Source organism: Clostridium sp. LBM24168, from assembly GCF_052953915.1.
Window position 1 is genome coordinate 2,212,193 of sequence record NZ_CP196861.1, and the last position, 22,871, is coordinate 2,235,063.

At 30.6% G+C, this 22,871-nt stretch carries 24 protein-coding genes; 4 read left to right on the forward strand and 20 right to left on the reverse strand.

Translation table 11 applies throughout. The features are described from left to right. Positions 1-4 precede the first annotated feature (4 nt). From queA to rd, 11 genes are all read right to left on the reverse strand, one after another. Positions 5-1,030 carry a tRNA preQ1(34) S-adenosylmethionine ribosyltransferase-isomerase QueA gene (queA, locus tag ACSVC9_RS11015; RefSeq protein WP_446897538.1) on the reverse strand — a complete coding sequence of 342 codons (1,026 nt, stop codon included), beginning with the start codon at positions 1,028-1,030 and terminating at the stop codon, positions 5-7. A gap of 34 nt (positions 1,031-1,064) precedes the next feature. Continuing rightward, complete coding sequence (ruvB, locus tag ACSVC9_RS11020; protein ID WP_446897539.1) at positions 1,065-2,090, reverse strand: Holliday junction branch migration DNA helicase RuvB; 1,026 nt, start codon at positions 2,088-2,090, stop codon at positions 1,065-1,067. A 15-nt stretch (positions 2,091-2,105) separates the two neighbouring features. After that, entirely contained in the window at positions 2,106-2,702 is a 597-nt protein-coding gene (ruvA, locus tag ACSVC9_RS11025) for a Holliday junction branch migration protein RuvA (protein WP_446897540.1), read from the reverse strand. A gap of 92 nt (positions 2,703-2,794) precedes the next feature. After that, entirely contained in the window at positions 2,795-3,391 is a 597-nt protein-coding gene (locus ACSVC9_RS11030) for a hypothetical protein (RefSeq protein ID WP_446897541.1), read from the reverse strand. Between the two features lie 64 nt (positions 3,392-3,455). After that, positions 3,456-4,700, reverse strand: coding sequence for a GyrI-like domain-containing protein (locus tag ACSVC9_RS11035; protein WP_446897542.1), 1,245 nt, complete (start codon positions 4,698-4,700; stop codon positions 3,456-3,458). Positions 4,701-4,845: 145 nt separating this feature from the next. Then, a complete protein-coding gene (locus ACSVC9_RS11040; RefSeq protein ID WP_446897543.1) occupies positions 4,846-5,583 on the reverse strand; it encodes a YebC/PmpR family DNA-binding transcriptional regulator in 738 nt (245 codons plus the stop codon). A gap of 81 nt (positions 5,584-5,664) precedes the next feature. After that, on the reverse strand, positions 5,665-6,309 hold the full coding sequence (locus ACSVC9_RS11045; protein WP_446897544.1) for a YigZ family protein: 645 nt from the start codon (positions 6,307-6,309) through the stop codon (positions 5,665-5,667). A gap of 13 nt (positions 6,310-6,322) precedes the next feature. After that, a complete protein-coding gene (locus tag ACSVC9_RS11050) occupies positions 6,323-6,970 on the reverse strand; it encodes a HEAT repeat domain-containing protein (RefSeq protein ID WP_446897545.1) in 648 nt (215 codons plus the stop codon). A gap of 42 nt (positions 6,971-7,012) precedes the next feature. Further along, on the reverse strand, positions 7,013-8,428 hold the full coding sequence (gene pdxR / locus ACSVC9_RS11055; protein WP_446897546.1) for a MocR-like pyridoxine biosynthesis transcription factor PdxR: 1,416 nt from the start codon (positions 8,426-8,428) through the stop codon (positions 7,013-7,015). Positions 8,429-8,470: 42 nt separating this feature from the next. Then, positions 8,471-9,376 (reverse strand): nucleotidyltransferase domain-containing protein, encoded by a 906-nt coding sequence (locus ACSVC9_RS11060; RefSeq protein WP_446897547.1) that lies wholly within the window; start codon positions 9,374-9,376, stop codon positions 8,471-8,473. A gap of 238 nt (positions 9,377-9,614) precedes the next feature. Continuing rightward, positions 9,615-9,776: a rubredoxin gene (gene rd, locus ACSVC9_RS11065; protein ID WP_446897548.1), complete on the reverse strand. Its 162-nt coding sequence runs from the start codon at positions 9,774-9,776 to the stop codon at positions 9,615-9,617. Between the two features lie 262 nt (positions 9,777-10,038). On the opposite strand from rd, the gene hpt reads away from it, so the two are divergent. Both hpt and ACSVC9_RS11075 read left to right on the forward strand, forming a co-directional pair. Further along, entirely contained in the window at positions 10,039-10,572 is a 534-nt protein-coding gene (hpt, locus tag ACSVC9_RS11070) for a hypoxanthine phosphoribosyltransferase (protein ID WP_446897549.1), read from the forward strand. A gap of 177 nt (positions 10,573-10,749) precedes the next feature. Then, a complete protein-coding gene (locus tag ACSVC9_RS11075) occupies positions 10,750-13,083 on the forward strand; it encodes a transglycosylase domain-containing protein (protein ID WP_446897550.1) in 2,334 nt (777 codons plus the stop codon). A gap of 71 nt (positions 13,084-13,154) precedes the next feature. Here ACSVC9_RS11075 and sigF read toward each other — a convergent pair whose 3' ends face one another. From sigF to spoIIAA, 3 genes are read right to left on the reverse strand one after another with little or no spacing between them, the layout of a single operon-like run. After that, positions 13,155-13,910, reverse strand: a complete 756-nt coding sequence (gene sigF, locus ACSVC9_RS11080; protein ID WP_446897551.1) for an RNA polymerase sporulation sigma factor SigF — start codon at positions 13,908-13,910, stop codon at positions 13,155-13,157. Positions 13,911-13,919: 9 nt separating this feature from the next. Further along, positions 13,920-14,348, reverse strand: a complete 429-nt coding sequence (spoIIAB, locus tag ACSVC9_RS11085) for an anti-sigma F factor (protein WP_446897552.1) — start codon at positions 14,346-14,348, stop codon at positions 13,920-13,922. Positions 14,349-14,362: 14 nt separating this feature from the next. Continuing rightward, positions 14,363-14,698, reverse strand: a complete 336-nt coding sequence (gene spoIIAA / locus ACSVC9_RS11090; RefSeq protein ID WP_446897553.1) for an anti-sigma F factor antagonist — start codon at positions 14,696-14,698, stop codon at positions 14,363-14,365. A gap of 424 nt (positions 14,699-15,122) precedes the next feature. On the opposite strand from spoIIAA, the gene pdaA reads away from it, so the two are divergent. After that, entirely contained in the window at positions 15,123-15,974 is an 852-nt protein-coding gene (gene pdaA / locus ACSVC9_RS11095) for a delta-lactam-biosynthetic de-N-acetylase (RefSeq protein ID WP_446897554.1), read from the forward strand. Between the two features lie 124 nt (positions 15,975-16,098). Continuing rightward, a complete protein-coding gene (locus ACSVC9_RS11100) occupies positions 16,099-16,512 on the forward strand; it encodes an RrF2 family transcriptional regulator (protein WP_446897555.1) in 414 nt (137 codons plus the stop codon). Here the strand turns inward: ACSVC9_RS11100 and ACSVC9_RS11105 are convergent. The 6 genes from ACSVC9_RS11105 to ACSVC9_RS11130 all read right to left on the reverse strand — a co-directional run bounded on the left by ACSVC9_RS11105 (position 16,509) and on the right by ACSVC9_RS11130 (position 22,871). After that, a complete protein-coding gene (locus ACSVC9_RS11105) occupies positions 16,509-17,225 on the reverse strand; it encodes a WecB/TagA/CpsF family glycosyltransferase (protein ID WP_446899845.1) in 717 nt (238 codons plus the stop codon). The genes ACSVC9_RS11100 and ACSVC9_RS11105 overlap by 4 nt on opposite strands. A gap of 17 nt (positions 17,226-17,242) precedes the next feature. Continuing rightward, positions 17,243-17,896 (reverse strand): sugar transferase, encoded by a 654-nt coding sequence (locus tag ACSVC9_RS11110; RefSeq protein WP_446897556.1) that lies wholly within the window; start codon positions 17,894-17,896, stop codon positions 17,243-17,245. Between the two features lie 21 nt (positions 17,897-17,917). Beyond that, positions 17,918-19,459, reverse strand: coding sequence for a murein biosynthesis integral membrane protein MurJ (gene murJ, locus ACSVC9_RS11115; protein WP_446897557.1), 1,542 nt, complete (start codon positions 19,457-19,459; stop codon positions 17,918-17,920). Beyond that, complete coding sequence (locus ACSVC9_RS11120) at positions 19,460-20,578, reverse strand: glycosyltransferase family 4 protein (RefSeq protein WP_446897558.1); 1,119 nt, start codon at positions 20,576-20,578, stop codon at positions 19,460-19,462. Further along, a complete protein-coding gene (locus ACSVC9_RS11125; protein WP_446897559.1) occupies positions 20,562-21,662 on the reverse strand; it encodes an O-antigen ligase family protein in 1,101 nt (366 codons plus the stop codon). Before ACSVC9_RS11125 ends, ACSVC9_RS11120 begins: the two co-directional genes overlap by 17 nt. 177 nt (positions 21,663-21,839) lie before the next feature. Beyond that, positions 21,840-22,871 carry a glycosyltransferase family 2 protein gene (locus ACSVC9_RS11130; RefSeq protein ID WP_446897560.1) on the reverse strand — a complete coding sequence of 344 codons (1,032 nt, stop codon included), beginning with the start codon at positions 22,869-22,871 and terminating at the stop codon, positions 21,840-21,842.

The following is a 22,871-nucleotide window of genomic DNA, read 5'->3' on the forward strand; positions in this document are numbered from 1 at the left end:
CTCTCTATTTTATGAACATAGCATCTCCAAAACTAAAGAATCTATACTTCTCATCGACAGCAATCTTATAGGCATCCAATATTCTTTTTCTTCCACACAATGCACTTACAAGCATTATAAGAGTAGATTCAGGAAGATGAAAATTCGTTATAAGTTTATCCACAACCTTATATTTATATCCTGGATATATGAATATATCGGTCCAACCAGACTGCTCCCGGACTTTTCCATTTTCATCTCCAATAGTTTCCAATGTCCTACATGATGTAGTTCCCACTGCAACTATATTATGACCATTTTGTCTAGCATTATTTATCTTATCTGCAGTATCCTTTGTCATACAATAGTACTCAGAATGCATATTATGATCTTCTATATTTTCAACTTTAACAGGTCTAAAAGTTCCTAAACCAACATGAAGTGTTAGGAATGCAATTTTTACTCCTTTTTTCTCTATTCTTCTTAAGAGATCCTTTGTAAAATGCAGTCCCGCCGTAGGGGCTGCCGCTGAACCTTCTTCTTTTGAGTATACTGTCTGATACATTTCTTTATCTTCAAGCTTTTCCTTTATGTACGGTGGAAGTGGCATCTGCCCAAGTCTGTCTAATACTTCCTCGAATATACCCTTATATTCAAATTTGACTATTCTATTTCCATCTTCTCTAATTTCAAGTATCTCTGCCTTCAATTCACCATTTCCAAAATCGAATCTACTGCCAACCCTAGCTCTTCTACCAGGTTTGACCAGAGTTTCCCAGATATCATCATCTATGCGCTTTAAAAGAAGTACTTCCATTTTTCCACCTGTATCCTTTTTCATACCTATCAATCTGGCCGGAAGTACTCTTGTATCATTCAATACAAGACAATCACCTGGATCCAGATAATCTATTATATTCTTAAATAATTTATGTTCCACTTCGCCATTCTCTTTGTCAAGCACCATAAGCCTTGCTTCATCCCTCTGCTTCAAGGGATGCTGGGCAATTAACTCTTGAGGCAGGTAAAAATCAAAGTCTGTAATTTTCAATTTGTTCACTCCGTTTCGCTAAGTTCATAAAATTCTATTTGTCAAATAGGGATGGTTGTCTTAATCCTTTATTATTTTTGGATCTATGCAGATGTCTATATGCGCTGTCCGATGCTATTCTTCCTCTCGGAGTCCTTATTATAAATCCTTTTTGAAGAAGATAGGGTTCATATACATCTTCTACAGTATCCAATTCCTCTCCTATAAAATATGCAAGGGTTTCCAATCCTACAGGACCTCCTTGAAAATTATCTATTATGGCAGTAAGTATTTTATTATCTATGCTGTCAAATCCTTCACTATCAACCTCCAAAAGTTGAAGTGCTGCTTTACTCATATCTAGATCTATAATTCCATTTCCTTTTACTTCGGAATAGTCTCTTACTCTTTTTAGCAATCTGTTCGCAATTCTAGGCGTCCCCCTTGATCTTTTCCCTATCTCCATTGCTGCTTCCACATTTATTTTTACATTAAGTATTTCTGCAGATCGCAGTATAATTTCGCTTAATTCATTTTCACTATAAAACTGCATTGGGCACAGCATTCCAAATCTATCACGTAATGGAGCTGTTAAAAGGCCTATTCTGGTAGTTGCCCCTATCAATGTAAAATTAGGCAGATCCAATCTTATGGATCTTGACGAGGCACCTTTTCCTATTACTATATCCAGGGCATAATCCTCCATAGCTGGGTACAGTATTTCTTCTACGCTTCTATTCAATCTGTGTATTTCATCTATAAACAATACATCCATATCATTTAAATTAGTAAGTATGGCGGCTAAATCTCCAGCTCTTTCTATAGCAGGTCCTGATGTAACTTTCAAACTTCCACCCATTTCATTTGCTATTATATTTGCAAGTGTTGTCTTGCCAAGTCCTGGCGGTCCATAGAGTAGAACATGATCTAATGCTTCTTTTCTATTTTTGGCCGCCTGTATGAATATCTTCAATTTATCTTTTACATTTTTCTGTCCTATATATTCTTTGAGTTTTTTAGGTCTTAAACTATATTCGTTTTCTCCTTCTAACACAGAAGGTGTAACAATTCTATTTTCCATATATCTTCACCTAACCTAACCCATTAAAAATTTAAGAGCATCTTTTATTATATCTTCTACTGAATTCTTTCTATCTATTGAATGAAGTGCTCTAGATGCCTCCTTATCTGAATATCCAAGTGAAATAAGTGCCTCAAGTGCTTCCGCAATATCATCTTCAGAACGTTTTTCTCCAGTAGTTAAATATTCATCTTCCCCATCTATCACTTTTGAATCTATTTTATCTCTTAACTCCAGTATAATTCTCTGTGCAGTTTTCTTTCCTATGCCAGGTGCCCTAATTATAGTTTTTTCGTCACCCGTAATTATGGAGTATTTGAGATTATTTACACTTGTTATGGATAATAGTGACAAAGCCGCTTTGGCTCCTATTCCATTTACCCCTAAAAGAAGGTTAAACATAGAAAGTTCTTCCCTAGTTAAAAATCCATATAATCCAATAAAATCTTCTCTTACTATTTGCATTACATATACCATTATATTGTCACCTATTTTAGGGATATTGGCAATAGTACTTCCAGATGTATTTATCCTGTATCCTATTCCATTGTTTTCGACTATTATGTAGTCCCTATTGATTCCTTTATATATTCCAATTATATATTCATACAATGAAAGCTACCCCTCCCCAAAATATTGATAACATATATTACTTTATCATTTTAAAAACTTTTATTCAAGTAAATAAAATAACCTCGAGGCTATTATTCATAGTCCTCAAGGCGTGATTCAGCATCTTCACGCGTATCACATTGAAAATATTTATCTCCCTCTGTAAGAAGCTCTATGTCCTTATCTTTCAATCTGCTTGTCTTTATGTCAGTTATATCTCGTGTAGAATCTTCTATAAACATATTTCCATCTTTATCCGTCTTATATATTGCTATAAATCCATCTTTTATTCCAACTACATATTTATTAGGTGCATATTTATCTACTTTTTTAACAAGTACTATTTTAAGGGGACTAAAGCTATCAATTTCATATCCAGATTTCTTATAGATATCCTCAACTTCATTTTTAGTACTTCCTGCTAACTTTTTTGCAGATTCTTCTTTTTCTATTTCAATGTCTCCACTTTTATCATATTCTATTTTAAATATCAAGCTACCCTTGCCAGAAACAATATGTCCCACATCAGAATTTGTATTTATAGAATCGTATCCATTTGTATTAACCTGATACATATCTTTTTTTGTATTGTAATCTTTGATTTTAACTATGCATATATAACAGCTTAGTACAAAAACCAGTATAGTTGAAATTGCTAATAAGGTTTTACGCAATTTTATTGTATCCATAATATCCCTCCTCAATGAATATTATGGGCATTATTTACTAATATTATACATATACACACATTTTTTATTCTATCGGTATATAACTATTAAATATAAGTCTTCCATCTTTTTTACCAAGGTATTCCTCATTGTATAATTGTATCATCGGAAAATTAGAAAGTTTACATTTATTATCCAGAAAATTTATAGTGGATAGATCCTCCATAATTAAATCTTTCATATTCCTACCTCCGGAAGAAGTATACCATGCATATTTATGGGCAGGTATTATGATCTTTTTTATATCTTCCGGAATATGTGCTGTACTTGAAGTCCTCACTCCTACTAAAAAAGAAAAACCAAATTCAAAAATATTCATTTTGGACTTCTTGTATTCCGATATGGAATCAATACCTTTAATTACATATATATTATTAGGATTTATAACATCTTCAATTTCTTTAATTCTGGTTTTAAATCTGTATATCAAACTATCCATATTCCCAAAAGGTAGAAACTTTCTATATTCATAAACGGCAAAAGTTATTTCCGGAATATTCAGTATTCCTTTGCCTATTTCAATTTCATTTGGATCTCCAGAATCCATTATTACATCAGTATTATTTTGAACATTTCTGTATATTTTGCTGAGTATTTTTAAATCTTCATCTATCAAATCAAATAAACTTTTCACATAATCTATTTGATTTTTTGAGCTCATATATATAAACAGTTCATCACAAAAATCAACATCATTTTTTGTCACCCTAAAATTATTTAATATATTAGGATATTCATAAATACTTACATTACTTTTAGATCCTATTCTTCTTTTACTATTCTCAATAAATTTCTCCACTACTGCCCAGTCAATACTATTTTCTTTAATTAATTCTTCTATTTTTTCAATTTTATCCGGATATTCAACTCTGTCAAGAATTTTAATAATATTTCCCCAGGAATTCTCTTTTTCTTTAGTATCTAAAGGCTCCATAAAATACTCCGAGAAATTCAGATAAATATATTCTCCAAAAAATCCTGGAAAAATCCTATGCAATTCCTTTTTTATACACCCAGCCTTTTGCCTCTCATAGATATTAAAAGCTTTCGTTAATATCTGCATACTTTCAGCCGCTGCTTTTATGTCAGGCTGAATTGAATACACAATTTTCTTACATTTCTCTAAAATTTCATTAATTTCTTTTAATCCTGAAACATTATCCTCTACATCTTCTAAATACTTTTTAAACATTTTAATAATGTCATTCCCATAATAATCAGCCGCCTTTTTAGTTAATCCGGCAGATTTTACAATTTCATTTAAATCCATATATTTACCCTCCTACAAAACAGCTTGCAAGAATAAAAAGACCATATCCAATCTGCAGACATTCATAGCATCTATATTGAAAATGGTCCAAATATTATATAAAGTTATGTTAAAATTCAATCTACATTATAATACTATAAAATAACTACTCTTCAAAATCTTCCGGGAAATCTGTATTATGATAGACACTGTCAACATCATCATCTTCTTCTAATTTGTCTATGAGCTTTTGAACTTTTTCAGCCGTTTCCATGTCAACAGTAGTCAAGTTATCTGGTATCATAGTAATATCAGCTGAAATAAATTCAAACCCATTCTTTTCAAGAGCATCCCGTACTTTTCCAAATTCCTCTATGGAAGTAGTTATCTCAAATACTTCCTCTTGAGCATCAAAATCTTCAGCTCCAGCATCCAGTGCTTTCATCATTATATCATCTTCATCCAAATCTTCAGTTCTTTCTATTATTATCTGACCCTTAGTATTAAACATCCACCCTACGCAGCCATTAGCTCCAAGATTTCCTCCACTTCTAGTAAATGCAGTTCTTACATTGCCTGCAGTTCTATTCTTATTATCAGTCAACGCCTTGACTATTATGGCTACACCACCAGGGCCATAGCCCTCATAAGTTATCTCTTCATAATTTATTCCTTCCATTTCTCCAGAACCTTTTTTTATGGCTCTATTTATTGTATCCTGAGGCATATTATTTGATTTTGCCTTTGATATAACATCTCTCAATTTTGAATTTGTATCTGGATTAGATCCATCTTTTGCAGCAATTGCAATTTCTTTACCTATTTTGGTAAATATTTTGCCTCTCTTGGCATCTATTTTATTTTTTTTCGCCTGTATATTATGCCATTTTGAATGTCCTGACATGCGATTCCCTCCCAATTACCAATCTATAAAAACATTAAATATTATATCATATAAATATTTACAATCTCAAATTTTTATATTTTATTCTTTATACAATCTGCTTCCTATCTTAAAGTAGTATTCTTCATCACCAACTATTACCTGACATTTTCCACTTGTGATTTCTATAGTTTCGTTGATAACCTTATCACTGTTTTCTGTGGTTTGATACATCAAAATACTGACCTTATCTGAATACTTTATATCTTCTATATACCATGAATTTTTCTCAAAAGCATATTTAACCTTGTCCAAATTTTCATAATTTATTATTATATTCAATTCTACTCCAAGGGTTTTTTCAACTATTTTTCCCTTCTCTATTACCCTAGAGGCAGATTTTGAATATGCCCTAAACAATCCACCACGTCCAAGTAGAATACCTCCAAAATATCTTGTAACTACAACCACAACATCTGTTATTTTATTTTTTTTTATTACATCAAGAACTGGAAGCCCTGCAGTTCCTTGTGGTTCTCCATCATCACTATACCTTTGTGTACCCATATTCTCTCCTATAACATAAGCATATACATTATGCTTTGCTTCTTTTTCATGACTCTTTACTTTATTTATAAATTTTCTAGCCTCTGACTCAGTATACACTCTCTTCACACTACCTATAAATGTAGATTTCTCCTCCTCAAATTTATCATTAGCTTCGTCTCTAATTGTAAAATAACCCATGCTATCACCTCTTTTAAAAGCTTTTAACACTATTTAAATATTCTTTAGCTGAATTTTTTACATATACTTTGCAGCTACTGCTTTCTATATTTTTAACTTTCTCTACTGCCTTACTGCTCCTTATTTTTATGAGGGCCTTTATAGCATACATGACAACCTGTGGATTATCATCATCCAATGCCCTTATAAGCGCATTTTCCCCCGACTTATTTCCTAATTTCCCAAGAGCAGAAACCGCCATTCTCCTAACATTTACATGTTTATGTACTACACCCTTAGTCAAAATATCACAGGCAGGCTTAATTCTAAGCTCCCCTAATATCCATATAGCATTTTCTTTATCTCTAGTCCTCATATTAGTATAATTACATTTTATAAATTCTACAAGTCTATTTTTATTAAATTTATCCAAGTTCTCCAGTGCATTTATTTTATCGGATTTTCCAGACATGGATACAATTTTAAAAAACTCTCTTTCATTTTTACTCTTGGCTAAAATCCCATATTTTATCTTGCCATCTATTATTTGACTTTCAACCACTTCTCTACTTAAATTTCTTATTTTGCAAATGGCATTTATATTTTTACCCTCTAAATATAAAAAATAGCTTATTTCTCCTTCGCTGTAATTATCGATCTTATTCCAATCAACATTCAGCATACAATTTAAAGACAAAACATCACCTTCACTATACCTAATAGTCTATCCAAAATCATCAATGATATGGGATATAATATTGATACCTCTGTCTATATCCTTTTCTACAACTTGTGAAAAGCTCAACCTAAAATATTTATTTCCACTTGAAGGATTCTTATAAAATAAAGTACCAGGAGTTACTAAAACATTCTTTTTCATTGCAGCATTAAAAATTGCTATGGAATCTATATTTTTCTTCTCCAAAATTTCAAGATAAAAGTGTAATCCACCCCCTGGATCATCAAACACAACTTTGTTCTTCAAATACTTTAAAAGACAATTTTTTGTATACTCGTATCTTTTAGAATACACAAAATTCAGCTTGTCTATATATTCTCTCCAAAATCCCTTTCTAATGTATAAATCAAGTGCTCTCTGCATAAGACTTGAAGTAGCTATATCCGTATTTACCTTGCAATTTTGTATGTTTTCTTTAAATTTTTTAGGGGGTATTAAATATCCTATTCTTATACCCGGCAAAAATATTTTTGAAAAGCTTTTTATATATATGACCCTATCATTCATATCCATACTCTTATAGCTATTATACTTTATATTTTTATCATAAATCAGTTCAGAAAGATAATCATCTTCTATTATATAAAAATCATATATTTCTGCCAAATTCAATATTTTTATTTTTTTTTCATAGCTGCAACTCATACCTGTAGGATTTTGAAAATAACTCATGGTATAATAACATTTTATGTTATTCTTTTTCAAGATTTTTTCAAATTTATCTATATCTATTCCGTCCTTATCTATCGGTATATCAATTATGTCAGCTCTTCTCCATTTAAAAACTGACAATGCTCCACTATATGTAGGTTTTTCTACAATCACACTGTCATTTGTATTTATTATAGCTTTTGAAACAATATCTATCCCCTGTTGGGCTCCCGATACTATCAATATGTCATCGCTATTTATTTTTCTATTCCAGAAAACACTGCTTATACTTTTTCTAAGACCACTGTATCCTAAAATTTCTTGGTGGATAAGTGCTTTTGCCCCATCTCTATCCAATACCTCGTCTATAACATTTTTAAAGGATCTTACTGGAAAAAAGTCTCCATTTGGCATTTCTCCTGTAAAATCCAGGTATTCGTCACATTTATTGCTTAATATTTTTTTTAATACATTTGAATATTCCTTTCTAAAATTTCTACTTATGTCTCTTCTCTTTGCATAAGTACCACTTCCCATTTTTTGAAAGGCATATCCCTCACTTTGAAGTTTCTTATATGTATTTATTATAGTTATATTGTTAACCTCTAAGAATTTAGCAAGTTTACGTATAGAAGGCAGCTTTTCACCATCTTTTATTTCATTTAAATCTATTAATTTTTTTATATGTTTTTCTATGGCTTTATACTTAACTATTCCTTCATAATCCAATTCCAGGAAATATTTATTCATCACTGCCACCCCAATATCAAAAGATATCTATAAAAAACAAATTTAGATAAAATATATATTTTCCTTAAACAGTATAGCTCCATCTTTAAATTTATAATCTCTTTTTTCCTTTTTTATAATATTCTTTTCCCAAAGTTTACTGAGTATTTCTTCCATATGTATTGTATAATCCTTAAATAAATCACAAGTTTTTATTTCTTCAGAGCTTAAGAAATCATCCTTTTCTCTCATATAATTTATAAGCACATTTACAAATCTACTTATATTGTCATCTATGTACTTATTTAAATAGGCAATAGTTTTATTTATAATCTCTTTTACATTTTTACTTTTCTCATTACTAAAAAACAGATTATCAACACATTCTTTAAATCTATCATTTAAATTCATTGCAACAGCAATAGCATCTTTACTTATCATGTATCCCATGGAGTTAACATATAATTTTGAAAATTCCTCTACTGATTTTACAGCTGCTGTATAAGAGGTATAAATACCATCATTTTGTAAATACTTTCTGCATATAGATATATTCTCAAGTGTATTCCCAAGATATACCATGTTCCATTTTTCCTTGTCAATATCAGGATAATATCTCCCAATATCATACCTTGAGGTAATATCCATATCTTTAGAAAATACAAGTCGTGAAGATGATATTATTCTATGTATAAAACCACCTTTAAGATTCTCCTCATTGAGCTGAAGAAATTTCATTTTACTCATAAGTTTAATATGAACAGGTATTTCATTTTCCTCCGTATATATATTTTTTAAGATCGCTTCATCGTATTCACATATGACTAAAAAGTCAATATCGGATTCAGCCCATAAATCACCTGTAACCATACTTCCAAATACCATAACAGCTAATATAGCACTATTTTTTTTGAACTTGTCAATTGCCTTATTAAACACTCGTTGATATTCTAATATTGTTTTTTCCATTTCTTATTAAGCCCCCATTATATAATATAAATTATGCATAATTTAAAATATCAATTTCCCCAGTAAATTCTAAATTAAAACATCTAAATATATTATAATTTCTATATATTATATAATATATTACAATAAAAATACAATAGGAACTTTACTACATGAATTAATCCCTTCATATTTTACTAACTTTAACCTAAAAAGAAAGAATATATCGCATACATATATTCTTTCCCAATTATTATTGCTAATTCTCTTTTTCAAATTCACTCTTTGAAGCTCCGCAAAGTGGGCATACCCAATCATCTGGCAAACTCTCAAATGAAGTACCTGGGTTAACACCATTATCAGGATCTCCTACAGCAGGATCATATACATATCCACATACACTACAAACATATTTAGCCAATTTAAATTCCTCCAATCAATAAAACGTATTAATAGATTTTTATTATTAATTATTAGTATAAGTATGCCATATTTGCTCAGTTAAGTCAATATATTTGCAGCAAACTTTTTAACCTGTTTACAGCTTTAGATTGCCCTTATATTTCTCTTTATAAGAATATTGTAAATATATAAAGAAATATTGAAAAACCAAAAAAAGATTGCTAATATTAATATTATAATTTCATATTATATAAATAATAATATACATTTGGAGGCCTGTAATGGAAGAAAAATCTCGAAATATACTTATAACTAAAGAACAAATATCTAAAAGAATTAGTGAACTAGGAAGACAAATTACCAGGGAATATTCTGATAAAAAGCTCTACATTTTATCAATTTTAAAAGGTAGTTTTATATTCACAGCAGATTTAGTAAGAGAAATAGATATCAATTTGGAAATAGGTTTTATGACAACCTCAAGCTACGGAAACTCTGAAAATTCTTCAGGATCTGTAAAAATAGTAAATGATATCTCCGAGGATATAAAAGGTTATGATGTTCTTATTGTAGATGATATAACAGATACTGGAATTACAATGGACTTCGCATTAAACCATGTTAAATCCCTTGGAGCTTCTTCTGTAAAATGCTGTGTACTGTTAGATAAACCTGAAAAGAGGAAAATAAATTTAAAGCCAGATTTCTATTGTTTCAAAATTCCAGATGTATTTGTAGCTGGCTATGGTTTGAATTATGGGAACTATTATAGAAATATTCCTTACGTATTTAATTGGGAAAATAAGGATAAATAATTTAAATCCAGTGTAAAACCTCAGAGAACTACAGGTAATTGCTATATGATTTGCCTGTAGTTCTTATCATTATTTGAACTAAATATATTGATTTCATTAATGCTTTTATTTATGATATAATAACTTATAATTTATAATTGGCAAATTTATGTATGATTTTAACAAGGAGGACAATTTATGGTAAAGAGACATAAAAGGTCTCGGTATAAAGCTTTAAAAATCACATTCACTATATTGATATGTATTTTTTTACTGGCATTCGTATCCGGCATTGGAGCTAGTTTAGCCATTATTAAGAATTCACCGAATTTAGATATAAATCAGGTTTTAAACTTGAATGAGCCTTCCATATTATATGATGACAAGGGAGATTTCATGGATGTAGTAGTCAGTACCGAGCATAGAACTGTTGTACCTTTCAGCAGTATCCCTCAAAATTTGAAAAATGCTTTTGTAAGCATTGAAGATGAACGATTTTATAAACATAAAGGTATAGATGTAAAAAGAATAATAGGTGTAATTTTTATCGATATAAAAAATAAAATAACAAATAAACCTGGACTTCAAGGCGCATCTACTATAACCCAGCAATTAGTAAGAGATATATATTTATCAAGAGATGTAAGTTTTAAAAGAAAACTACAGGAAATGTACATGTCAATAAAACTTGAGAAGCTCTTGACTAAAGATCAGATACTAGAGGCATATATGAATACAATATTTTTAGGTGGAAAGTCTTTTGGAGTTGAATCCGCTTCTGAAGCATATTTTGGGAAACCAGTGAGTTCATTGAATTTAATTGAATCTGCATTTATAGCAGGTATCCCTCAAAGCCCATCTGTATATTATCCTTATTCAGACACAGCAAAAAAAAGTCCTTCCATATATTTAAACAGGACAAAGAATGTTTTAAAAAAAATGTATGATAACAATTACATAAGTGAAACTCAATATACAACTGCCATAAAGGATGTATCAAATGGCAAACTTATTATAAAACCCTATACTGCACCAAATAACAAATTAGAGAATGAGTGGTTTTCAATGCCTGCCATTCAGCAAGTAAAAAATGACCTAAAAATAAAGTACAAATACAATGATTCTCAGGTAAATCAGCTATTGACCTATGGAGGTCTAAAAATTTATACTACTATGGACAAGGAACTTCAAAAAAAGACGGAGGATGTTCTTACAAACAGCTCCATATTTAGCAGCAGCTCATATAATGACCAAAATGGTATATTACAACCCCAGGCTTCCGCAGTAGTTATAAATTATCATACAGGTGAAGTAAAATCTCTGGTAGGTGGAAGGGGGGATCAGCCTGCTATGTCATTTAACAGAGCAGCCTCACAAAATTATCTTAGGCCACCAGGATCAAGCATAAAGCCTTTGACTGTATATAGTCCTGCCATAAATACACAGAAATATACAGCAGCATCGATTTTAAAAGACTCAAATTGGTCTGATGAGATTGCCCAAAAATATAGTTCAAATGGTAATTTATATTACCCACAAGACGATTCGGCAATCACAGATAATTATATGACATTGAGAATGGCACTTACGAAATCTATAAATACTATAGCTGCTAAGATAGAGGATAAAATTGGACTTGAAACAGGAGCTTCTTATGCAGAAAAATTTGGGATTAATATAGATAGTGACGACAGAGCGAGTATATCTGCACTCTCACTTGGTGAGCTCCATCATGGTACCAATACATTGCAGATGGCAGCTGCCTATGGAGTTTTTGGAAATAACGGTTATTATACTCTACCAAGACTTTATACAAAAGTTACAGATAGATCTGGCAAAATACTTCTGGAATCTAAAATAAAAACTAAAAAAGTGCTTCCTCCATCTACTGCATACATAATGTATGATCTTTTAAAAGGTCCTGTAAGCCCGGATGGAACGGGTCCTAATGCCAATTTTGGGAATATGCAGGTTCGTGGTAAAACCGGTACTTCAAGCTATAATAAAAATCTATGGTTTTCGGGTTTAACCCCTTACTATTCAGCTTCAGTATGGATAGGAAAAGATAACAATTCTACACTACCTGGTTCTTTAAACAGTAATTCAGCTGCTGCACTTTGGTCTGCTATAATGCTTCCTTTTCACAACGGGCTTTCACCAAAAGATATAGCTATGCCGTCCGGAGTCATAACCGCTAAAATATGTTCTGAATCGGGAAATCTTCCTTCTCCACTGTGTTATATAGATCCAACAGGCAATAAAGTTTATAATGAGTTATTTTTAAATGGCACTGTTCCCAAAAGCACATGTACTTTACCCCATTCATGGTTTAAAGGCAGTTCCATACTGGATGATGACAAAACATATGAAGATAATAACACAGATGACAAAGAGGATACTACAACTAATCCTGTTGACAATAAAAATACTATTCCCGAACAAACTGATGATAAAGATAATACAGATACGCAAAATACAGAAAATGAAAATATATTGCCACCAAACAACAATTCCAATTCTATAAAAAAATAAGTTTTATATATTAATCTATTGTACCAAATGAACATTATTATTTTGCAGTACGAGTACAATAGATTAATATACTATTCTTCTAAAATATCCTTCATCATTTTTAATACCTTTTTTTCAATGCGTGATACCTGTACTTGGTTTATACCAAGCATTTTTGCAACTTGGACCTGTGTCTTATCCTTAAAGTATCTGAGCATGATAATTTGTCTGGATTTTACATCAAGATTCTTTAAAGTCTCTTTTAAAGCTATTCTATCTACCATTTCCACATCTTCATTTGGATTCTCGCTTAATTTATCTATTAAAAGTACTGGTGCACCATCATCTTGATGAATTGTATCATATAAATACTGCATACTATTTGCTGATTCAGATGCAAATATCAAATCCTCTATTTCTACCCCCGAATACTCTGATAATTCTTCTATAGTTGGCTCTCTATTTAATTTTTTAGTTAGTTTTTCTTTATCATAATGGAGTTTTTTTGCAGTATTCTTAACGCTCCTGCTTACTTTTATCATGCCATCATCTCTTAAAAACCTCTTTATCTCTCCCATTATCATTGGTACCGCATAAGTAGAAAACTTGACATTGTAATTTTCATCAAAATTATTAATTGCCTTCATAAGTCCCATACAGCCAATTTGGAATATATCTTCATACTCGTAACCCCTGTTCAGGAATTTTTTGCTTATCGCTGTAACCAACGGGAGATTCACTTCGACCAATTTATTTAATGAATTCTTGTCACCTTTTTTCGCAGATTTTATAAGTTTTAAATTGTCATTATAATCGTAACCAGATATTTTTACAGCTTCTTCACTCATATTATTCACCTAACTTAATGATTTAAAAACTTTTTCCATCGTAACTCTTGTCCCCTTGTTCTCTTCAGATTGTATTTGAAGGGAATCCATAAAAGTTTCCATAACTGTAAATCCCATTCCAGACCTTTCCAAATCAGGCCTGGAAGTATAAAGCGGCTGCATTGCAAGATTAACATCCTCTATCCCAACACCCGTATCTTCTATTATCAACGTTAATTTTCTCCCACTTATATAAGCTCTAATTGTTACAATACCTTCTTTATTTTCATAACCATGAATAATAGAGTTTGTAACTGCTTCTGACACCGCAGTTTTTACATCTGTCAATTCATCTACAGTCGGATCTAATTGTGATGCAAAAGCTGCTACTGCTACTCTTGCAAAACTCTCATTCTGTGACTTGCTAGTAAACTCTATTTTCATACTGTTATCGTACATGTTTTATCCCCCCATTAAATATTCTCAATAGCCTGTTCAATGCTGTCATAGACCCTTATTATTTTAAACATACCTGATAACTCAAATACTCTTTTAACAGAATCAATTACATTGACAATGCAAACACTTCCATTTTTCAGGCTAAGTTTTTTATATCTTCCAATAACTACACCTATACCTGAACTATCCATAAAACTTACGCAGGAAAAATCAAGTATAATTTTGTTTAAATTGTCTCTATCAATTCTGTCATCAATTTTGTTCCTAACTTCTTCGGCGCTATGGTGATCGAGTTCTCCAATCATATGGACTATAAGCTTATCATCTTTAATCTCAAATTTTAAATTCATTATATATCAAACTCTACTGAAATCATTATTTACCAAGCCATAATATGGTTCCAGCGTTAAGTTAAACTTAACTTTAATTTTCCATATAGCAATAATAATGGCATATTGCTACACGACTAAAATTCACCATACTTTGATAAATTTTAGTATGCACATAAAGTTGTGCAGTCCGAGTCAGACAATTTTACCCCCTCTCCGTTATTGTTATAAAATTAAGTACTCTAGAATACTATTCTTCACGTGGAATAATTTTCCTCTTTTTTTATTTAATTTTTATTAGTCACTTTATTATCTATTTTTACCATGTATTATATTTTTAAACAAAATTTATATAAATGCAATACATTTTTATTATAAATTACCAGTATAAATTATATAATGGAGTACACCATAAATATATAATATCTATAGAAGGTGATAATGAATGAAAAAAATTACTATTTGCTTCCTTTTAATATTTATAATTTCGACATTAACTTGTTCAAATATAAACAGAGTTTCTGCATCACATGATACAACAACAAACAATGAACCAGTCTTAAAATCAGGTTCTCTCAAAGGGTTGGATATCTCCAAATTGGATAAAGCTGAAAGAAACTGGTTTTTCAAACCCAGAAAAGACGGACTGCCATCTGAAGAAACTCCCGAGGTAAATAAACTTATAAATAAATATTCTGCTTATTATTTAGGTGATACTTCAAAAAAAATATTATATCTTACTTTTGATGAAGGCTACGAAAATGGATATACAGGTAAAATATTGGATATACTGAAAAAGAATAATGTAAAAGCCGCATTTTTTGTAACAACACCTTATATAAAAGATAATCCAGATCTAATAAAGAGAATGGTAAATGAAGGTCATCTAGTATGCAACCATACTGCAAAACATCCTTCCATGGCAGAGCGCGCAAAAAATCTGGATGATTTTCAAAAAGAGTTTACTATAACTGAGGAAGCCTATAAAAATGTCACCGGTAAGGAAATGCCTAAATTTTTTAGGCCTCCTATGGGTAAATATAGTGAACTTTCCCTATTTTACACAAAAAAATTAGGCTATAAAACCATATTCTGGAGTTTTGCCTATAATGATTGGAACAGAGAAAATCAACCCTCTGCTGAATTTGCCAAACAAAAAATATCCAGTAGGACTCACAATGGCGCAATAATTTTACTTCATGCAGTTTCAAAAACAAATTCCGAGATACTGGATTCAGTAATTCAAAGTTGGAAGGAAAAGGGCTATACACTTGAAAGTCTTGACAAATTGCCTTAAATCCCATTAAAACTGTAAAAAATACAAATACTTTAGTAATTCTACTTTATATTATCCACCTATTTAGTTATAATTAATATAAAACAGTAGTAAATCGATTATAATTATTATTTGGAGAGATATTATGAGAATTACGCAAGAAACAGATTATGGTTTTAGAGTTGTACTTTATTTATCAAAATTAGGTTATGGTGAGAAAATTGAAGCTAAATCTATATCTAAAGACCAGGGAATACCTCTTAGATTTCTTTTAAAGCTACTTAGAAAATTAACCCTCTGTGGTATTATAAAATCTTACAGAGGTGTTAACGGAGGTTATTCTCTCAATAGAATACCAGAAAATATAACTTTAAAAGATGTAATTGAAGCTATAGACGGTCCTATCTATATAAATAGATGCCTTTATAATCCAGAAAACTGCAATATAGAGCATGGCTCTTACTGTGTAGTAAACCAGGCTCTGTCTAGAGTACAAAATAATCTGGTTGAGGATTTGGATAATATAAACTTTAAGGACATGTTAAAAGATGAAATTTAATATTTTCTTTTGTATTCAATTACTTTTATCAAGAATTTAGGAATAGAAGCCAACCTTTTCATTCTCCATGGTTCTTTAACCACTCTAAAAAACCACTCAAGGCCAAACTTTATCATCCATTGTGGTGCTCTTTTTACCTGACCTGAAAATACATCAAAACTTCCTCCAACTCCCATAAATATAGTACAGGGAAGTTTTCTTATATTTTCACTTATAAATATGTCTTGTCTTGGTGATCCCATGGCGATAAATATGGCATAAGGTTTTTTTATCTGTATCTCCTCTACAATATTATTGCAATTTTTTAAATCAAAATATCCATTATGACTTCCAATTATATTTAAATTTTTATAAGCTTTCATTAAATTTTTTATACAGTTTTCAAGTACCTTCTGTTCCGCACCAAGAAGATATATAGGTTTGTTTTCTCTCTCACACTTTTCTATAATATCTTTCATTACATCTATTCCTGCAATTTTTTCTGCAACCGAATCCTTTAATAGTCTAGATGCCAGAACAGTCCCTATCCCATCTGGTATTATAATTGAATATATTTCTTTAAAACATTTCAAAAGCTTTGGATTGTTGAATCCATTATATAATACCTCTGGGTTCCCTGATATTATATTTATCTTTTGGAATTGCTCTATATAACTTATAAACTCCTTTTTCGTTCCTTTAAATATATTGTATCCTAATATTTCCGTAAACATATTTTTTTCCATAATTTTCAAAATGCTCCTTTACTTTTAAACACAGAGGAAAATGTTTTAAAAAGTATTTTTATATCCAGGCACAACGAAAATTTTTTTATATAAGTCAGATCGTAATATACAGTCTTTCCAAGTTCAATTTCACCTCTCCCACTTATCTGTGCCAATCCTGTTATGCCTGGTGTAACTATAAGCCGCTGTCTATAAGCTTCTGGATATAATTTAACTACATCCGGTATTTCAGGCCTCGGACCAACCAGACTCATATTTCCAAAAAGTACATTCATGAGCTGGGGAATTTCATCCAAACTTGTTTTTCGCAAAAAAGCCCCTGATCTAGTAATTCTATTGTCATTCCTACTTTGAAATACGAAGTTTTCCAAATTTGAAGTATCTATGTCTAACTTTCTTTTTTGCTCTGCATCTACTACCATAGTTCTAAATTTATATATCGTAAAATCAATTCCATTTTTTCCTACCCTAACCTGCTTAAATATTGCAGGTCCTTTTGAGTCCTTTTTTATCCACAGTGTAATTATAAGGAAAACAGGGCTTAGAATTATTAAGCCAGCAAGAGCAAGTATAAAATCAAATATCCTTTTTATCATAAACTGAATTTTTTTTCTTTTTATATCTTTATCAATCTCAATTTTTATATCTTCAGCCTTCATGGAATTCCTCCCCGTCTTTATTTACGAAAATTTATTTAAAATTATATATTTTATTCTATGCACAATATCCAAATATTCTCTAACCTTTACTATATAAAGAAATATAAAATAGACAATACTTCCAACTATAAAAGACACAAAAATAGACATAAAGCTTCTTACCATAGTATTTATAAATAAAACTGAACATATTTTACTTATTCCAAATATAACTATGGACATAATAGCTGATGCAATTACAATTTTAATAAAATTAATGAAAACTACCGATAAATTTATTCCAGCTACTTTCCTATTAAGATTCCATAACATAATTATGGTAGTAAAAACAGCTGATATCGTAGTAGCTAATGTAAGTCCTGACACTTTCATATATTTTACTATAAATAAATTTATTATTATATTTATGAATATTCCCAAAAAACTATTTATCATTGGAGTCCTAACATCTTTCAAAGAATAAAAAGCTTTATTCAAAATATCGCGTATTCCATAAGCAACCATTGCAGGGCAGTAAAATAGCAATGCATTAGATGTCAATTGTGCAGCTTCTTCCGTAAAAGCCCCTCTTTTAAAGATTATATCCACTAGTGGCTCCCTTAACATTCCTATTGCCATGGCCGCTGGAACCATTATTATCATTATAGTCGTCAATGCATTGGATATTGCTTTTTTATATTCAGCCAGCTCTCCTTTAACCGCCAACTCAGACAGAGTAGGGTAGACAATCATTGCAATTCCAATTGCAAAAACTTCGTAGGCAAGAGTATTTATTTTATTGGAAAAATCTAGTATAGTTGTTGCTCCAAAATACATATTAGTTGCAAAAGCTCTATTTACAAATACATTTAGTTGAATTACTGATGTACTTATCACAACAGGTACCATAAGTTTAAATATTCTATCCGCATTTTTATCTTTGAAGTCCAGCACAGGCACATATTTATATCCAAGCTTCCTGTACTTAGGTACATTAATCAAAAATTGAGCTACAAATCCTATTACAGTAGCAACAGCGAATCCCTGTATTCCGTATTTTGATGTAAGTAATACAAGATATATTATATAGACCGAATTGGATATTAAGGCCATCGCAGCCGGTTCATAAAACTGCTTATGTGATTGAAGAACTCCTGCCACCACGCTTTGAAGAGTAACAAATACAAGAGATAAAAGCATAATTCTCGTTACTTGAACAGAAGCATCAAACACTACTGTACTAGATGTAAATCCATGGCCAAAAACATATATTATCTGCTTCGTAAATACAATAAGTATTACAGTCACAATAACCGCAGCAATGGAAGCTATAGTTATTATATTATTTACGAACCTATTTCTTTTTTTTAAATTTCCACCCTCTATGTATTCTGCGTTAAGTGGTATGAAAGTGGTTGTAAGTCCATAACTTACAGTAGTTAAAAGGTACACCATACCTATTGCGAAATTGTATATATCAGTAATATAGGTTGCACCAAATTTCGCTGCTATTAAAGAATCTCTTATAAGGGCAAGTATCTTTCCTGCTATTATAAGAATCATGACTATAAAAGAACTTTTCATCTACTTCACTCCACTTAAAATATGTAAATATGCGTTATAATAGTTCTCCCAGAATCTCTCCATTGAAAATTTATCTGACATATCCTTATATAAATTCTGTCCCATATTGCACAAATTATTTCTATTTAAATATGCTTCCTTCATTTTATTAAATATATCCTGTTTATCCTTCGGATTTACTAGATACCCGCTTTTATTGCTGATTACCAAATTCATATCCCCTACATTAGAGCATATAACCGATTTCTTTAACAAGGCACTTTCCAATATTGCCAGTGGAGGTGCACCCCCTTCATTAAACGAAGTAAGAATACTTATATCGGAAGCATTTATAAAATCTAACGGATTATTTTTAAATCCTGTAAATATCACTTTATCCTGAATCTTCAAATCCTCTACAAGATGTTTCAAACTATCTTCAAGTTCACCGTCTCCCACCAGAAACAGCTTGACATTTTGGAAGTGACCTTGTAACATATAAAACGCTTCTATAAGCTTTTTATGGTTTTTAACTGGATGCATCCTGGCTATCATTACATATACAAAATCATCTTTATCCAGATTAAATTGAGCCCTTAAGTCATCCCTATACACAGCTATCTTGACAGAGTTAAAATTCATTCCATTATTTACTACATATTTGCTTCCAACAAAATTGTTCTCTTCAAGTAAAATTTTTAGATAATTCGAAACACATATATAATTTTTGAACTTTCTAAGTCCCATAATACTCAAAGGTGTATATAAGTATTTTTTTAAAATGCTATTCAAAAAATCATATCTATAGTCGCTGTGTATTGTGGCTACACAGGGCTTTTTTATACTTCTATTGAGTATAAGATATAGAAAGTTTGATTTTGCCCCATGGAAATTAATTATATCAATCTTTCTTGAATTCACTATACTTTTCAATTTTCCTCGGACTATCTCATTGAATGTGAAATTAAAAGCATCTATGTTATTATGTATAGCTTTATTATATAGGAGACCGCTTCCTATACACATTATGCAGCACTTCATATTGTACATATTGTTTGAACATACATTTAATACATGCCTTCCACCGCCGCCATTATCATTTCCTGATATGATGTGGAGTACCCTAATAATATATATCACCTCCAAATTCCCTTCTATATAATATAGCTTCAGAACATGCTATTAGTATCCAAAAAAATGATATTACTTTAGGAGCTGAAAAAAAATTGTCTATAAAGTTCATACTTATAAATGCAATTAAAGAAACTAAAAATCCTCTAAAAAATGGTGTATAAAATTTATCCTTTATATTTTTATTAAATTTAACAATCCTTAAAACAATAAATATCATCATACCAATAAATGCAACCGTTCCAAATATACCTAACTCAGATTGTATTTTAAGAATTATATTATGTGGATGAAAATTACTTGAGGGATAATATTCTATCTTTTCCTTCAGCAGTAATTTATATTTATCATATAAAATCCTGTAATTACCATTGCCTACCCCTATTAATGGATGGTCTTTTATCATAAAAATTGCTATATCCCATAATTTTATCCTGGATAAGTTCTGGCTGGCATCTGTAAATTCAGCTAATCTATTTGATATAGCTGGTACAAATATAGATATCCCACCCAAGCCTATAAGTGCCAAAATAATTTTCCAGCTATAAGTCAAGGCAAGCACCAAACATCCAATAACAAAGCCGATCCATGCATTTCTGGAAAAGCTAAGTACGATATTTGCTAAAAATAATAGAGCTAAAAATGAAAAAATTATTTTTCTTTTTCTGTTTCTTTCATTTAAAGCAAGCATTATCATGGGAAAAATTGCAATAATCATAATAGCTCCTAAATTATTTGAATTCTCCATAGTAGATAGTATCCTATCCCTTATGCCATGCTCACTCCTTTGAATAAAACCTATGCCTGCCATACTTTCAAATACTCCCACTATTCCAACTACAGAAACAGCAAATAAATATAACTTCAATACCATATCAACTATCCTTCTGCTATTTAATTCATACTTTATAATAAAAAAAAGTACTACATAGGTTAAAAATCTTACAGTTTCTGATAGAGCCACCTTTTTATCCGCTGCATAAGATATAGATATAAACATTATTAAAGTTAAAGCAAATATAAATATGCTAATATAGCTTGTAAAAAAATCTTCCATACCACCTATAAATCTTTTTCTTGAATTCTTAAACATAAGAATCGATAAAATATAAATCAGTATTATCAAAGCCAATATTAAATCTCCATTGAAAGGGATTGACCCTATTTTATATTTACTTGGTAAAATCGGCTCAAATAATATATAAATATACAATAAGATACTAATTAATTTATTTCCAATATTCATATTGGTTACCTCTTCTTTAAATAATTATCTGGACATTTTAGTATTATTTTTAACAGTCTTTTTTGACTTAACAATATAGAAATTAAAAATTCCACTTATAAACCCTAACCCATAGCTTATATGCAATATTGGGAAGATAAAAAATATATATTTCCATATTCTCTTGTTATTCTTTATGAGTTTAAGTGAAAAGATAACATCGCCCATCAAATACAAAATTATTTCCAATATCCATAAATATAATATCCATTTATAGAATAGGCTTAAAATTATTCCTAGAATATTTGTAACAACAAAAGCTGCAGGTACTATATGCCTTATAGATGCAACACCTCCATGTTTTTGCATAACTCTTACCTTCCAGAATCCATACTGATAATATTGTTTCCATAGTTTCTTCAATGAGGATCTGCTATAATAATAGGACTTTATTCTAGGTGACAATAAAATTTTATAACCATTTTTAACCACCCTAAAATTTAATTCATCATCTTGATTTCTAACAAGTTCCTCATCAAAATATCCTATATGATCTAGCACATCTCGCCTATAACATCCAAAGGCTACGGTATCCACATAAACTTCTTCCTTTGCATATCTAAATAATGCATTTCCAACTCCAAAAGGTGAACTCATGGCCATAGAAATAGCATATCCTTTATCATCTTCATTTATGGTTTCAATTGGGCCACCTACACATCCAGCTTCGTGAGATACAAGTACATCTATATTTTCCTCTATGAATTTCTTATCTGCATATGCATGTGCACCAAAAATTATTATTACATCTGATTTGCTATTTTTAATTCCTTCGTTCATTCCCCTTGGAGCTGATAAACCTTTATTGTCTATAAGTTTTACATTGCCATATAAACTTTTATAATGCTGAACTATGTCTCTAGTACCGTCATCAGACATGCCATCGCATACCAGAATTTCATATAAATCATTTCTATATGTTTGTGTTATAAATGAATCAAGACATTTCTTTATATATTTTTTTTCATTCCGACAGGGAATTACTACGGACACTGTTAAATCTTGGTGTTTAATCAT

What these genes read in the sequence shown, in the direction of transcription:
- pdaA (WP_446897554.1), top strand. Translation starts at nt 15,123, where the DNA reads ATGAAAAAAATTACTATTTGCTTCCTTTTAATATTTATAATTTCGACA.
- sigF (WP_446897551.1), bottom strand. Translation starts at nt 13,910, where the DNA reads ATGAGTGAAGAAGCTGTAAAAATATCTGGTTACGATTATAATGACAAT.
- ACSVC9_RS11040 (WP_446897543.1), bottom strand. Translation starts at nt 5,583, where the DNA reads ATGTCAGGACATTCAAAATGGCATAATATACAGGCGAAAAAAAATAAA.
- ACSVC9_RS11075 (WP_446897550.1), top strand. Translation starts at nt 10,750, where the DNA reads ATGGTAAAGAGACATAAAAGGTCTCGGTATAAAGCTTTAAAAATCACA.
- ACSVC9_RS11030 (WP_446897541.1), bottom strand. Translation starts at nt 3,391, where the DNA reads ATGGATACAATAAAATTGCGTAAAACCTTATTAGCAATTTCAACTATA.
- spoIIAB (WP_446897552.1), bottom strand. Translation starts at nt 14,348, where the DNA reads ATGTACGATAACAGTATGAAAATAGAGTTTACTAGCAAGTCACAGAAT.
- murJ (WP_446897557.1), bottom strand. Translation starts at nt 19,459, where the DNA reads ATGAAAAGTTCTTTTATAGTCATGATTCTTATAATAGCAGGAAAGATA.
- ACSVC9_RS11045 (WP_446897544.1), bottom strand. Translation starts at nt 6,309, where the DNA reads ATGGGTTATTTTACAATTAGAGACGAAGCTAATGATAAATTTGAGGAG.
- ACSVC9_RS11035 (WP_446897542.1), bottom strand. Translation starts at nt 4,700, where the DNA reads ATGGATTTAAATGAAATTGTAAAATCTGCCGGATTAACTAAAAAGGCG.
- hpt (WP_446897549.1), top strand. Translation starts at nt 10,039, where the DNA reads ATGGAAGAAAAATCTCGAAATATACTTATAACTAAAGAACAAATATCT.
- ACSVC9_RS11050 (WP_446897545.1), bottom strand. Translation starts at nt 6,970, where the DNA reads ATGCTGAATGTTGATTGGAATAAGATCGATAATTACAGCGAAGGAGAA.
- ruvB (WP_446897539.1), bottom strand. Translation starts at nt 2,090, where the DNA reads ATGGAAAATAGAATTGTTACACCTTCTGTGTTAGAAGGAGAAAACGAA.
- ACSVC9_RS11125 (WP_446897559.1), bottom strand. Translation starts at nt 21,662, where the DNA reads ATGTTTAAGAATTCAAGAAAAAGATTTATAGGTGGTATGGAAGATTTT.
- ACSVC9_RS11100 (WP_446897555.1), top strand. Translation starts at nt 16,099, where the DNA reads ATGAGAATTACGCAAGAAACAGATTATGGTTTTAGAGTTGTACTTTAT.
- ACSVC9_RS11060 (WP_446897547.1), bottom strand. Translation starts at nt 9,376, where the DNA reads ATGGAAAAAACAATATTAGAATATCAACGAGTGTTTAATAAGGCAATT.
- ACSVC9_RS11105 (WP_446899845.1), bottom strand. Translation starts at nt 17,225, where the DNA reads ATGTTTACGGAAATATTAGGATACAATATATTTAAAGGAACGAAAAAG.
- pdxR (WP_446897546.1), bottom strand. Translation starts at nt 8,428, where the DNA reads ATGAATAAATATTTCCTGGAATTGGATTATGAAGGAATAGTTAAGTAT.
- ACSVC9_RS11110 (WP_446897556.1), bottom strand. Translation starts at nt 17,896, where the DNA reads ATGAAGGCTGAAGATATAAAAATTGAGATTGATAAAGATATAAAAAGA.
- spoIIAA (WP_446897553.1), bottom strand. Translation starts at nt 14,698, where the DNA reads ATGAATTTAAAATTTGAGATTAAAGATGATAAGCTTATAGTCCATATG.
- ACSVC9_RS11130 (WP_446897560.1), bottom strand. Translation starts at nt 22,871, where the DNA reads ATGATTAAACACCAAGATTTAACAGTGTCCGTAGTAATTCCCTGTCGG.